The organism is Nocardioides gilvus (genome assembly GCF_003194605.1).
Taxonomy (GTDB): domain Bacteria; phylum Actinomycetota; class Actinomycetes; order Propionibacteriales; family Nocardioidaceae; genus Nocardioides; species Nocardioides gilvus.
Genome location: NZ_QHKY01000003.1, coordinates 440248 through 453786 on the forward strand (window position 1 = coordinate 440248; position 13539 = coordinate 453786).

Consider the following 13539-nt stretch of genomic DNA (forward strand, 5'->3'; position numbering starts at 1 on the left):
GATCCCTACGATCGACGAATGTTGCGCCCTACACGCTCCGTCGCCAGATTGATCGTCCTCACCCTCGCCGGGACTCTGCTCTCGGTCGGTCTCGTGGCGGCTTCGGCGCCCACTGCCACGGCCAACTCCGGCTCGATCTCGGCTCGTCCTGGGGTGCTGTACGACACCTGTCGCTACCACCCGTACCGGTATTCGTTCGACGTGGAGCCGGGCTACGACGACCTCTCGATGGACGTCGAGGCGTACGGACCCGACGGCGTCGTCGCGACGTCCGACTTCCAGTACGACATGGGCACCAGTGGAACCGGGGAACTCCAGTTCTGTGGATCCGAGCTGTCCGGCCGGTACGAGCTGGAAGCGGAGGTGGAGGCCTGCGACGACGACTTCAACTGCTACTCGTTCACGGTGTCGAGTTCGTTCAAGATGCGAGCGCCGCGCACCAAGACATCCCTGGCGGTCAAGCCGAAGAAGCCTCGCTACAACCAGGTCGTCAAGTTCGTCGTCCGCACTCGTGACGAACGCCCTGCCGGGTACTTCAGCACTGATGGCGCGCAGGTCATCCTGCAGGTTCGTTCGAAGGGCACCTGGACGAGGGTCCGCGCCAGCAAGACCTACGCATGGGATGGCAAGGCGGTCCTGAGGTACAGGTGGGACGTTCGCAAGCCCCTCAAGGTGAGGGCCAAGACCTTGAAGTCAGGGACCGGCACCGCGTCCGCGTCGCGGCCTGTGACCATTCGCCCGAAGTAGGCCCCGGGCGTCGCGGTGCCACGACGGGCAGTCCTGGACGCGTAAGTGTCGGGTTGGAGACGTTCTGACCGGCAGAAGCGTCTCCAACCCGACAGTTACAACAGCGGGCGAGGCTCAGCCGTTCGGCTCGACGGCGCCCGACGGCTCGGGCGTCGGCGCTTGCCTCCGGGCGTTGGCCCTGGTGCTCTTCTTCTGCTTCGGCTCCACCGTCTGGGTGACCGTGACGGTCGCGGGGCGCTTCAGCTCGAACTGCTTGTCGGTCGGCTCGCCGGCGTACGCGGCCGCCTTGATGTAGTACCAACCGGCCTTCGCCCAGTCGGTCTGGTCAGAGCAGTCGCTGTCGGAGCGACGGCCGTTCCACACCATCATGACCCGGGTGCCGAACTCCTTGTAGAGCGTGACGTCCTTGGTCGGCACCGCGTCCGGGCACTGCCGGCTCTGCCAGATGTCGTCAGGACTCGTGCGCGACCCGGAGTCGATCTTGATCGTGACACTGCTCGGCGACACCTGCCAGGTGCAGGCCTCGGCCGTCTTGGTCCTCAGCACCAGTCCGATCACGACCCGCGTGCTCTTGCGGGTCTTGGCGACGACCGGGTTGATGGTGACGTCCGAGTTCGTGCACACGCCGGACGGCGCGGGACGCGGCGCGGGAGCCTTCTTCACTGCGGCGTCCGGGGTGGCGGAGCGGCTGGGCTCGACCGGGGCCTTTGCCTCGGCCGCCTCGGCCGCCTCAGCAGCCTTCTTCTTGTCGCCGGTCTCGGCAGCAACGGTGGTCGCCTTGCCCGCATCAGGCTCCTCGTCGCCACCGCCCACGAGTCGGGCCATGCCGAAGACCACGAGGAAGACCACCGACAGCAGCATGAGGCGGCGGAACCAGTACACCCGTGCAGGCAGGGGGCCTCTCGGAGCCAAGGAGGTCATGGGCTCACCGTAATCAGCGATCCCCTCTCAGCAGGGGCGCCACTCCGATGGAATCGGCGATGACTAGCATCATCTGCAATGAGCACGTTGCACGCGCCGATCCTCGACTGGTTCGACGAGCAGGCGCGCGACCTCCCGTGGCGGCGCCCCGAGGCCTCGGCCTGGTCAGTGGTGGTCAGCGAGTTCATGCTCCAGCAGACCCCCGTCAACCGCGTCCTGCCCGTCCACGACGCGTGGATGCGGCGGTGGCCCACCCCCGCGTCCCTGGCTTCAGAAACCACCGGGGAGGCCGTACGGATGTGGGGCCGGCTCGGCTACCCGCGGCGTGCGCTGCGCCTGCACGCCGCTGCCACCGCGATGGTGGAGCTGCACGACGGGGAGGTGCCCCGGACGTACGCCGAACTCATCTCCCTGCCCGGCATCGGCGACTACACAGCGGCCGCGGTGGCAAGCTTCGCCTTCGGTCAGCGCCACGTCGTGCTGGACACCAACGTGCGTCGAGTCCTCGCCCGAGCGGTGGAAGGCGTGGAGTTCCCCGGGACCTCGCCCACCCGAGCCGAGCGTGATGCGGCAGCGCAGCTCCTGCCCGATGACGAGGCAACCGCCGCCACCTGGGCGGTGGCCGTCATGGAGCTCGGCGCGTTGGTCTGCACGGCGAAGAGCCCACGGTGCGACGCCTGCCCGATCAGTGACCAGTGCGCCTGGCTCAAGGCCGGGCGACCTGCGTACGACGGCCCTCCTCGCCGCGGGCAGGCATGGGACGGGACGGACCGCCAGTGCCGCGGCAGGCTGATGGCGGTGCTGCGCGAGGCACACGGCGTGGTGCACGTCAGTGCCCTGGCTGCGGTGTGGCCCGAGACGGTCCAACGCGAACGCTGCCTGGCCTCGCTGCTCGCCGATGAGCTGGTCGTGCAGGTCGGGGACGAGACGTACGCCCTCCCCTGACCCCCGGACGTCATCACGAGCGGTCGCCCCAACGACCAGTGACGATGACGTCCCGCGGACGAAGCGCGCAACGTCATCACGAACGGTCGCCCCAACGACTGGGGACGATGACGTCCCGCGGACGAAGCGCGCAACGTCATCACGAACGGTTGCCCCAACGACTGGGGACGATGACGTCCCGCGGACGAGGGGGATGGACGTGCTCGGCGCCAAATGCGAACCGGCCCGACTGCCGTGAGGCAGTCGGGCCGGATCGGTGAGCAGTCAGCCTCAGTCGTCGGCGTGCGGTACGTCGATCGGACCGGCGGAGTCGTCCGGACCCTCGATCGGCGCTGCGTCGACGTCCACCGTCTCGAGCGGCGGCATGTCCGGGACGGCCGAGATCTTCTGGCCCTTGAACGTGAACGTCGCCTCGGGACCGGTGCCCTCGACATCGACCAGGATGATCTGGCCCGGGCCGACCTCGCCGTACAGCATCTTCTCGGCGAGCACGTCCTCGATCTCGCGCTGGATCGTGCGTCGCAGCGGACGCGCACCCAGCACCGGGTCGTAACCCCGCTCGGCGAGGAGGTCCTTGGCCGCCTGCGTGACCTCGACGGTCATGTCACGATCGCGCAGACGCAGGTCGACGGAGGTGATCATGTTGTCGACCATCGCGACGATCTGTTCCTTGGTCAACGGCGGGAACACGATGATCTCGTCGACACGGTTGAGGAACTCGGGACGGAAGTGCTGCTTGAGCTCCTCCTTCACCTTGCCCTTCATCTTGTCGTACGCGTTCTGCGTGTCACCCACGTTGCCGAAGCCCAGGCTCAGGCCCTTGCTGATGTCGCGCGAACCGAGGTTCGTGGTCATGATGATGACGGTGTTCTTGAAGTCGACCACCCGACCCTGGGAGTCGGTCAGGCGACCTTCCTCGAGGATCTGCAACAACGAGTTGAAGATGTCCGGGTGGGCCTTTTCGACCTCGTCGAAGAGCACGACGGAGAACGGCTTGCGGCGCACCTTCTCGGTGAGCTGGCCACCCTCTTCGTAGCCCACGTAGCCGGGAGGCGAACCGAAGAGACGAGAAACGGTGTGCTTCTCGGCGAATTCACTCATGTCGAGCTGGATGAGGGAATCCTCGTCACCGAACAGGAACTCGGCGAGCGTCTTGGACAGCCACGTCTTACCGACACCGGACGGACCGGCGAAGATGAAGGAACCACCGGGACGCTTCGGGTCCTTCAGGCCGGCACGCGTGCGACGGATCGCCCGCGAGATGGCCTTGACGGCCTCGTCCTGACCGATGACGCGCTTGTGGAGCTCGTCCTCCATCTTGAGCAGACGGGTGGACTCCTCCTCCGAGAGCTTGACGATCGGGATGCCGGTCGCCACGGCGAGCACCTCGGCGATGATCTCCTCGTCGACCTCGGCGATCTCGTCCAGGTCAGCCGAACGCCACTGCTTCTCGCGGTCGGACTTGGCAGCGATGAGCTGCTTCTCCTCGTCGCGAAGACGGGCTGCGGCCTCGAAGTCCTGGCCGTCGATCGCGGCCTCCTTGCGCTGCCGCACGTCGGCAATCTTGTCGTCGTACTCGCGCAGGTCGGCAGGCGCGGTCATCCGACGGATCCGCAGGCGGGCGCCGGCCTCGTCGATGAGGTCGATCGCCTTGTCCGGGAGGAACCGGTCGGAGATGTAACGGTCGGCCAGGGTCGCCGCCGAGACCAGGGCCTCGTCGGTGATCGTGACGCGGTGGTGGGCCTCGTACCGGTCGCGCAGCCCCTTGAGCATCTCGATGGTGTGCGCGATCGACGGCTCAGCGACCTGGATCGGCTGGAAGCGGCGCTCGAGAGCGGCGTCCTTCTCCAGGTGCTTGCGGTACTCGTCGAGGGTGGTGGCACCGATCGTCTGGAGCTCACCGCGGGCCAGCATCGGCTTGAGGATGCTGGCGGCGTCGATCGCGCCCTCGGCAGCGCCCGCGCCGACGAGGGTGTGGATCTCGTCGATGAAGAGCACGATGTCGCCGCGGGTCTTGATCTCCTTCAGCACCTTCTTCAGGCGCTCCTCGAAGTCACCGCGGTAGCGGCTGCCGGCGACAAGGGCGCCGAGGTCGAGGGTGTAGATCTGCTTGTCGCGCAGGGTGTCGGGGACGTTGCCGCGGACGATGTCCTGGGCCAGCCCCTCCACCACGGTCGTCTTGCCGACGCCGGGCTCCCCGATCAGGACCGGGTTGTTCTTGGTGCGACGCGAGAGGATCTGCATGACCCGCTCGATCTCCTGGTCGCGACCGATGACCGGGTCGAGCTTGCCCTCGCGAGCAGCCTGGGTCAGGTTGCGCCCGAACTGGTCGAGGACCAGCGAGGAGGACGGCGTCTCGGCCCCGGGCTGGTTGGCGCCGGTGGCGGCTCCTGCGGTCTCCTTGCCCTGGAAGCCGGAGAGCAGCTGGATCACCTGCTGGCGCACGCGGTTGAGGTCGGCGCCGAGCTTCTGCAGGACCTGGGCGGCCACGCCCTCACCCTCCCGGATCAGCCCGAGCAGGATGTGCTCCGTGCCGATGTAGGAGTGGCCGAGCTGAAGGGCCTCGCGCAGGGAGAGCTCCAGCACCTTCTTGGCGCGCGGGGTGAAGGGGATGTGGCCGGAGGGCGCCTGCTGGCCCTGGCCGATGATCTCCTCGACCTGGGCACGGACGGCCTCCAGGGAGATGTCGAGCGACTCCAACGCCTTCGCCGCGACTCCCTCACCCTCGTGGATCAGGCCCAGGAGAATGTGCTCCGTGCCGATGTAGTTGTGCGAGAGCATGCGGGCCTCTTCCTGGGCCAGCACCACCACTCGTCGGGCTCGGTCGGTGAACCTCTCGAACATCTGCACTCCTCACGTCTTCGGATCCCCCGCATGCGCTGCGCACGCAGCTGTGGGGACACTGGGCTCAACGCCCGAGACCAGCCTACGTGTTCCCACCCACAAGCCCAGTGGATGCGCTGACAGCGAACACGCGCCCGATACGCACGACACCCCCGGCAGCCCCAAGATGTGGGGCGCCGAGGGTGTCGAGGGTGCGTACGTCAGTTGGCTGCCTGGTAGGCCTCGATGACCGAGGCCGGCACGCGACCCCGCTCGGAGACCTGGTGGCCGTTGTCCCGGGCCCACTCGCGTACGGCCTTGGTGTCGACGCCGCTGCCGCCCGAGGACGTCTTGCGGGCACCACCGGTGCGCTTGCCCCCGGTCACCTTGCGGGCGTGGCCGACATATCCGGCGAGTGCCTCGCGCAGGGCTGCGGCGTTGCTGTCGTTCAGGTCGATCTCGTAGGTCGAACCGTCGAGTCCGAAAGTCACGGTCTCCGTGGCGTCCGAACCGTCCAGGTCGTCGATGAGAATGATGCTTACCTTCTGCGCCATGAATTGACCTCTGGTGTCGGGGGAATTGAACAACGACCCGACATTACGTGATCAACACCCGAAAAGTGAAGGGGGGGCAATTGTTCCCCCTTCACCTCACCCCTGAACGAATTGTTCAGGAGCCGCTTTCATGGCGACCCGAGAGAATTCAGGCATCACCTTCGGACGACGACCTGCAATTCAATCGTGCCTCCGGAATTCACGAATGCAGTCGATGTGTGGCGCACCTTCACGACGTGGACTCCGGGCTTGATCCCTCGCGCCTTCAGCCGCATTCGTCCGTCCTTGTCGACCTTGATCGTCTTCAGCACACGTTTGGCGACGATGGCCTTGACACTCCCCGGCGGAGCGTTGCCCTGCGCGCTCGCGCCATCTCACATGCAGTTGCGCTCGAAGACGAAGCGCAGGCCCTGCAACGTCAGCCAGGGCTCGTGGTCGGTGAAGCACTCGACCTCCTCGAGCAGCAGTGGCGCCAGGTGGCCGGTGGCGATGACGCGTACGTCGTCGGGGTCGACGCCGAGCTCGGAGATCATCCGGGCGACCAGGCCGTCGACCTGGGATGCCATGCCGAAGACCATGCCCGACTGGAGCGCCTCGACGGTGTTCTTGGCGATCACGCTCCGCGGCCGGAGCAGTTCGACCTTGCGCAGCTGCGCCCCGCGTCGGCCCAGCGCCTCCAACGAGATCTCGATGCCGGGGGCGATCGCGCCGCCGACGTACTGGCCGGCCGGGTTCACGACGTCGTAGGTGATGGCGGTGCCGAAGTCGACGACGATCGCCGGGCCGCCGAAGATCCGCAGCGCCGCCAGCGAGTTGACGATCCGGTCCGCTCCCACCTCGCGCGGGTTGTCGGTCAGCACGGGCACACCGGTGCGTACGCCCGGCTCGACGATGACCGAGGTGACCTCACCGAAGTGGGTGGTGAGCATCTCGCGCCACTCCGCCAACACCGACGGCACCGTCGAGCAGACCGCGACGCCGGTGATCGCGTCGTCCACGTCGGCCTCCCTCAACAGCCCTCGCACCAGCACCGACCACTCGTCGGCGGTGCGCCGCTCGTCGGTCGCGACCCGCCAGTGGGCCACCACCTCCTCGCCGCAGAAGAGCCCGAGGGTGGTGTGCGAGTTGCCGATGTCGGCCGCGAGCAGCGTCACGGCTCAGTCCTCGTCCAGGTCCAGGCCGAGGTCGAAGACCGTGACCGAGTGGGTCAGGGCACCCACCGAGATGAAGTCGACACCGGTCAGCGCGACCTCACGAGCCCGGTCCAGCGTCAGTCCGCCGGAGGCCTCCAGCACGGCGCGGCCGTCGGTGATGCGTACGGCCTCGGTCATGTCGTCGGTCGACATGTTGTCGAGCAGGATCCGTTCGCCGTCGGCCGCGAGGACCGCCCGCAACTCGTCCAGATTCTGCACCTCGACCTCGACGGGAAGCCCGGGGAAGGTCGAGCGGATCGCCTCCAGGGCCGGCACCACCCCGCCCGCGGCGACGGCGTGGTTGTCCTTGACCATCGCCATGTCGGCCAGACCGAAGCGGTGGTTGACCCCGCCGCCGCAGCGCACGGCGTACTTCTGCAGCGCCCGCCACCCGGGCAACGTCTTGCGGGTGTCGAGGACCCGCGCGCGGGTGCCCTCGAGCGCGGCGACCCACTGCGCCGTTGCCGTGGCGACCCCGGAGAGGTGGGAGGCGAAGTTGAGGGCGGTGCGCTCGGCGGTCAGCAGTCCGCGAGCCGGGCCGGCCACCCGCATCACCACGTCGCCGGCGACCACGGGCGTGCCGTCGGCGACCCGGTCGATGATCTCGACGGTGTCACCCATGACGGCGTGGAAGACCAGGGCCGCGACCCCGAGCCCGGCGACGACGCCGGACTCCCGGGCGCCGAAGACCCCGCTGGCGCGTGCCTCGGCGGCGATCGTCGCGGTGCTGGTGGTGTCGGTCTGACCGGGAGGGATGTCCTCCAGCAGGGCCAGCGACAGGTGGCGCCACAGGGACTCGACGTCGAGGCCGGCCTCGGTCAACTCGGAGACGAGCCCGGACGGCACCTCGTCGAGACCGATCGCCGGCAGGGTCGCGTACGTCTGGGTCGGCGTCACCGGTGGGCCCCCTCGGGCTGGAGGGCTGTCGCGTCGGCCACCTGCGGCACCGACGGGTCGGTCGCGGCCGCGGCCACGAACTCCCGCACCGGCACCCCGTTGACCAGCCGGATGTCGAAGTGGCCGCCGCCGAAACGTACGTCGTCGCGCTCGGGGTGGTCCTCACGCCAGTGCGACCCGCGGGTCTCCTCGCGGGCCACGGCCGCCATCGTCAGGGCCGTGCTGACGGCGACCAGGTTGGTGGTCTCCCACGACGCGGTGGCGGCGACCTCGGTGGTGCGTTCGGCCAGCTCACCGAGGGCCTCCAGGGCCCCCGCCATGCCGTCGGCGGAACGCAGGACGCCGACCTGGTCGGTCATCACGCGTTGCATCTGGGGACGGGCGGCGGGGTCGACCAGGCCGTCGGGGCGAGTGTCGGGCACCGGGTCGCTCCACCCGCGCAGCTCACCGGGCAGGACGTCGGAGATCCGGCGCGAGAAGACCAGGCCCTCGAGCAGGGAGTTGGAGGCCAGTCGGTTGGCGCCGTGCACGCCGGAGCACGCCACCTCGCCGGTCGCGTAGAGCCCGGGGACGCCCGTACGTCCGAAGAGGTCGGTCGCGATGCCACCGGACGCGTAGTGCTGGGCCGGGGAGACCGGGATCAGGTCAACGGTCGGGTCGATGCCGTGGGTGCGGCAGGTCGCCAGGATGGTGGGGAAACGCTGCTGCCAGAACTCCGCACCGAGGTGACGGGCGTCGAGCCACATGTGGGCCCGTCCGGTCTCCATCATCCGGCGCGTGATGGCCTTGGCCACCACGTCACGCGGCGCCAGGTCACCCAGCGGGTGGACGCCCTCCATGAGTCGGTTGCCCTCGAAGTCGACCAGGAAGGCACCCTCGCCTCGGACCGCCTCGGAGATCAGCGGCTGCTGCCCCATCGACTCGGCCCCGAGGTACATCACCGTCGGGTGGAACTGGACGAACTCGACGTCACGCAGGGTCGCCCCGGCGCGCAGCGCCAACGCCATCCCGTCGCCCGTCGAGACGGGCGGGTTGGTCGAGGCGGAGAAGACCTGGCCCAGGCCGCCCGCGGCGAGAACGACCGCCCGGCAACGGATCGCGCCGACGCCGTCGTGCTGTCCCTCGCCCATCACGTGCAGGGTCACGCCGGCGACGCCCCCGTCGGCGGCAAGCTGCAGGTCGAGGGCCAGGGCGTGCTGGATGATCTCGATCTCGGGAGCCGCGTGGACCGCCGCGATCAGCGCACGCTGGATCTCCGCGCCCGTGGCGTCACCGCCGGCGTGCGCGATCCGGTCGCGGTGGTGGCCACCCTCCCGCGTCAACGACAGCTCACCCTCGTGGTGGTCGAAGTTGGTGCCCAGCGAGATCAGCTCGTGCACCGCCGCCGGGCCCTCGGTGACCAGGACGCGTACGGCCTCGATGTCACACGCGCCGGCGCCCGCGACCAACGTGTCGATCTCGTGCTCCAGCGGGGTGTCCCCGGGGCCGAGTGCCGCTGCGATACCGCCCTGGGCCCACTGGGTCGACCCGGCCGCCAGAACGTCCTTGGTGATCAGCAGCACCTTGTCGACGCCCTGGCGCAGGCGCAGGGCCGCGGTGAGACCCGCGATGCCGGAACCGATCACGACCACGTCTGCCTGACTGGTCCAGCCGGGCTCGGTGGCCCGGAGCCGTCCCGCCAGGACGGGGACGTACGGCGCCTCGGCGGTCGTCATCAGTTGGAGACGAGGTCGCCGCGCACGAGGTCCTCGGCACCGAAGGTGTCGGCGGGGTCGGCGCTGGTGCCCATGATCTTGTTGTCGGCGTCGACGAAGACGACCCTGGGCTCGAAGGCCTTCGCCTCGGCGCTCTCCATCTGGCCGTAGGCGATCAGGATGACCAGGTCGCCGGGGTGCACCAGGCGGGCGGCGGCGCCGTTGATCCCGATGATGCCGGAGCCCCGCTCCCCCGCGATCGTGTACGTCTCCAGGCGCGCGCCGTTGTCGATGTCGACGATGTGCACCAGCTCACCGGGCAGGATGTCGGAGGCCTCGAGGAGGTCCTCGTCGACAGTCACCGACCCCACGTAGTGCAGATCGGCCTGGGTCACGGTGGCGCGGTGGATCTTGGACTTCATCATGGTGCGCAGCATCAGCTGTCTCCTTCGGTTGCTGCAGGGGTGGCGGCACGAGCGGCGGGGCGCGTGGCACCCAGGATCAGGGGCATGTTGTCGATCAGGCGGGTGTCGCCCAGGCGGGCGGCGATCAGCAGGCGGACCTCGGTCTCCTCGTGGAGCTCCTCGGGCACGGGAGAGAGGTCGGGCAGACGGAACTCCAGGTAGTCGAGGTCGACACCGTGGGCCTGACGCAGCTCGGCACGGGCCGACTCCAACGCCACGTCCATCCCCCACCGCGCCGACCCGTCGGCTGCCCGGAGGGTCTGCGACAGCATCGTGGCGCGCCGTCGCAGCTCGGGCGAGAGGTTGCGGTTGCGGCTGCTCATCGCGATGCCGTCGGGCTCGCGCACCGTCTCCGCGCCGACGACCTCGACCCCGGTGCAGAGATTCTCGGCCATCTGACGCACCAGCACGAGCTGCTGGTAGTCCTTCTCACCGAAGACCGCCACGTCGGGACGTACGAGACCGAAGAGCTTGGCGACCACGGTGAGCACGCCGCGGAAGTGGGTCGGGCGTACGGCTCCCTCGAGCTCGGTGGCCAGCGGACCGGGATCGACGGTGATCGCCTCGTCGGTCTCACCGGCACGGACCCCGCCCGGGTAGACCTCGTCGGCGTCAGGGGCGAAGACGATGTCGACACCCTGGCTGGCCGCGACCTCGAGATCCGCGTCGAGGGTCCGCGGGTAGCGGTCCAGGTCTTCGCCCGGCGCGAACTGCAGCGGATTGACGAAGATCGAGATGACGACCTGGCCGTCGTCCCCGACCTGGCGTCGGGCCTCGGCCATCAGGCTGGCGTGGCCTTCGTGGAGTGCGCCCATGGTGGGGACGTAGCCGACGCGGGCGCCGGCGGCCCGGGCACCGGCGAGGAGCTCGGCGAGCTCGACGCGGTTGCGGGCGAGCACCGGGGTCCGGGCCGTCGTCCCGACGCGGTCCTGGGTCTGGATGCTCATCGGAGCTCCTCGAGACTCGTACGCGGTTCCTCGAGCCGGGCTGCCTCCGCCGCCACCGAGGCGTCGAGGGACGCAGCGATGCGGGAGGCACGGATCGGCAGGAGGCGTCCGTCGGTGAGGACCCGGGCCAGGGTGGCGCGGGCCAGGGCGACGTACGAGCCCAGGGTCTGCGGGGCGTGCGCGCGGATGTCACTCAGGTGGGCCGTGACGGTCTCGACGTCGCCGCGGACGATCGGTCCCGTCAGGGCGGCGTCGCCGTCGCGCAGGGCGTTGTCGAGGGCCGCGGAGAGCAAGGGGCGCAGGGTGCCGGCAGGGTCGTCGGCACCGGCGGCGCGCAACATCTCCATCGCCTCGGTCACCACGGTGACCAGGTGGTTGGCGCCGTGGGCCAGACCTGCGTGGTAGAGCGTGCGGTGCGCCTCGGGCACCCACATCGCCTTCCCGCCGAGGTCGGCGACGAGGCCAGCGGTGAGCTCGCGCTCGCCCTCGGCAGCGGTGACCCCGAAGACGCAGCCCGTCAACCGGGGCAGGTCGACGGACGTACCGGTGAAGGTCATCGCCGGGTGCAACGCGACGACCCGGGCACCCACTGCGGCTGCCGGGTCGAGCACGGCCAGGCCATGACGTCCCGAGCTGTGGGCGACCACCTGCCCGGGGCGCAGGGCACCCGAGGCGGCGAGCATCGAGACCACGTTGGCCAGGGTGTCGTCGGGGACCGTGAGCAGGAGCAGGTCGCAGGCCTTGGCGACGGCACTGGGCTTCGCGACGCGTACGCCGGGAAGGAGCGCCGCGATACGCCGACGGGACGCGTCTGACTCACCGGCGGCCGCGACGACCTCATGGCCGGCAGCCTGCAGTGCGGCGGCGAGGACGGCACCGACACGACCGGCACCGACCACACCCACCTTCATGGTGGTGTTCATTCAAGGCCTCACGTTTCAGTCCCTCCGACCATCCCCGAGGGGACCGGTGTGGGTACCAGACGATTGCTCTGACGTTGTGGTCCGACCGACTGGAGACTGCCCAGCCGGTCGTTTGTTCAACGTGAGCGTACGCCCCCTTCTTCCCCGGCGGGAACGGGACCAGGTTGTGACCTGCCCCACCCGCCGGGCGGGGCGCTACGGTAGCGCCCATGAAGAAGGCACTCCTGCGCCGCTTGCGCAGGCCCACCGTCGGTGTCGTCGTTCCCGCGTGGGGCACCGAGCAGTACCTGTCCGCCTGCCTCGACAGCCTGATCGCCCAGACCTGGACCAGGTGGACCGCGGTGGTCGTCGACGACGGTTCACCCGATCGCTGCGGTGAGATCGCCGAGGAGTACGCCGCGCGCGACTCCCGGATCACGGTCCTGCACGTGCAGAACGGTGGCCTGGGGCGGGCCCGCAACCGCGGGACCATCAAGGTCTCCGGTGACTACCTGGCCTACCTGGACTCCGACGACGTCTTCGAACCCACCGCGCTGGCCGACATGGTCGCGACCCTGGAGGAGACCGGCTCCGACTTCGTGACCGCGTCCCTGGTCCAGGTCTTCTCGGCGCCCGGCCAGCCGGAGCGCGTCGCTGAGCCCGACTGGTTGGTGCGGCTGCACGGCGAGGTCCGGCACGGGATCCGGATCGAGGACCACCCCGAGATCCTGGGTGACGTCTTCGCGGTCAACAAGCTCTTCCGGCGCAGTTTCTGGGACGAGCACGGCATCCGCTGGGCCGACGGCGTGCGTTACGAGGACCAGCCGACCACCACCCGTGCCTACCTGGCCGGCACCTTCGACGTCATCGACAAGGTGGTCTACCGCTGGCAGATCCGCAGCGACGGCTCCTCGATCACCCAGCAGCGTGCCTCCCTGGCCGACCTGGTCGATCGGTGGAAGACGAAGCGGATGGCGTACGACCTGGTGCTCGCCCACGACCACTGGGAGGTCACGCGCCTCTTCCGGGACTGGGTGATGCCCGGTGACATGCCCAGCTACTACAGCTCGATCCCCGGGTGCTCCGACGACTGGTGGGAGGAGCTGCGCCGCGGCCAGCTCTCCCTGTGGGAGCCGGAGCAGGTGCACTGGAGCTGCCTGACCCCGGACTGGCGGGTCTGCGCCGCACTGGTGGCCGAGGACCGCCGCGACGACGCCGTCGCGTTGGTCGACCACATCCTCGGACGTGGCGACGCCGGCTGGGAGCGCAACGAGGACGGCACGTTGCTGAGCATCCCCGCCGACGTGCTGGACCCGGCCGGGATCCCGACCCAGTGGTTGCAGCTGCGTGACTACGAGATGCCGCCGCCGCCCGCCCCGCTCGAGCCCCTCGAGGCGGGCGAACCCGCCTGACCCTGGGTCCGGAGCCGGACCAGCGACGAAATGAGATCAG

At 69.3% G+C, this 13539-nt stretch carries 12 protein-coding genes; 3 read left to right on the forward strand and 9 right to left on the reverse strand.

Annotated elements, in window-relative coordinates; translation table 11 throughout:
- Positions 1-18 precede the first annotated feature (18 nt).
- Complete coding sequence (locus tag DNK52_RS10990; RefSeq protein ID WP_162598731.1) at positions 19-747, forward strand: hypothetical protein; 729 nt, start codon at positions 19-21, stop codon at positions 745-747.
- A 114-nt stretch (positions 748-861) separates the two neighbouring features.
- Here the strand turns inward: DNK52_RS10990 and DNK52_RS10995 are convergent, their stop codons facing one another.
- Complete coding sequence (locus DNK52_RS10995) at positions 862-1668, reverse strand: hypothetical protein (RefSeq protein ID WP_162598732.1); 807 nt, start codon at positions 1666-1668, stop codon at positions 862-864.
- 78 nt (positions 1669-1746) lie between these two features.
- On the opposite strand from DNK52_RS10995, the gene DNK52_RS11000 reads away from it, so the two are divergent.
- Complete coding sequence (locus tag DNK52_RS11000; protein ID WP_110241024.1) at positions 1747-2613, forward strand: HhH-GPD family protein; 867 nt, start codon at positions 1747-1749, stop codon at positions 2611-2613.
- Positions 2614-2883: 270 nt separating this feature from the next.
- Here DNK52_RS11000 and DNK52_RS11005 read toward each other — a convergent pair whose 3' ends face one another.
- The 8 genes from DNK52_RS11005 to DNK52_RS11040 form a co-directional block, all read right to left on the reverse strand.
- Positions 2884-5457 (reverse strand): ATP-dependent Clp protease ATP-binding subunit, encoded by a 2574-nt coding sequence (locus DNK52_RS11005; RefSeq protein WP_110241025.1) that lies wholly within the window; start codon positions 5455-5457, stop codon positions 2884-2886.
- Between the two features lie 200 nt (positions 5458-5657).
- Positions 5658-5990, reverse strand: coding sequence for a histone-like nucleoid-structuring protein Lsr2 (locus DNK52_RS11010; protein WP_110241026.1), 333 nt, complete (start codon positions 5988-5990; stop codon positions 5658-5660).
- A gap of 374 nt (positions 5991-6364) precedes the next feature.
- Positions 6365-7144 carry a type III pantothenate kinase gene (locus DNK52_RS11015; RefSeq protein ID WP_110241027.1) on the reverse strand — a complete coding sequence of 260 codons (780 nt, stop codon included), beginning with the start codon at positions 7142-7144 and terminating at the stop codon, positions 6365-6367.
- Positions 7145-7147: 3 nt separating this feature from the next.
- The gene (nadC, locus tag DNK52_RS11020; RefSeq protein WP_239455506.1) at positions 7148-8080 is read right to left on the reverse strand and encodes a carboxylating nicotinate-nucleotide diphosphorylase; all 933 of its coding nucleotides are present in this window, start codon (positions 8078-8080) and stop codon (positions 7148-7150) included.
- Positions 8077-9795: an L-aspartate oxidase gene (locus DNK52_RS11025; protein WP_110241028.1), complete on the reverse strand. Its 1719-nt coding sequence runs from the start codon at positions 9793-9795 to the stop codon at positions 8077-8079. Before DNK52_RS11025 ends, nadC begins: the two co-directional genes overlap by 4 nt.
- Positions 9795-10211 (reverse strand): aspartate 1-decarboxylase, encoded by a 417-nt coding sequence (gene panD / locus DNK52_RS11030; protein ID WP_110241029.1) that lies wholly within the window; start codon positions 10209-10211, stop codon positions 9795-9797. The genes DNK52_RS11025 and panD overlap by 1 nt, the downstream gene beginning before the upstream one ends.
- A complete protein-coding gene (gene panC, locus DNK52_RS11035) occupies positions 10211-11185 on the reverse strand; it encodes a pantoate--beta-alanine ligase (protein ID WP_110241030.1) in 975 nt (324 codons plus the stop codon). The genes panD and panC overlap by 1 nt, the downstream gene beginning before the upstream one ends.
- Entirely contained in the window at positions 11182-12108 is a 927-nt protein-coding gene (locus tag DNK52_RS11040; protein ID WP_110241031.1) for a Rossmann-like and DUF2520 domain-containing protein, read from the reverse strand. The genes panC and DNK52_RS11040 overlap by 4 nt, the downstream gene beginning before the upstream one ends.
- A gap of 209 nt (positions 12109-12317) precedes the next feature.
- Between DNK52_RS11040 and DNK52_RS11045 the strand changes: the two genes are divergently transcribed.
- Positions 12318-13499, forward strand: a complete 1182-nt coding sequence (locus DNK52_RS11045; RefSeq protein ID WP_110241032.1) for a glycosyltransferase family 2 protein — start codon at positions 12318-12320, stop codon at positions 13497-13499.
- The last annotated feature ends 40 nt before the right edge of the window (positions 13500-13539 follow it).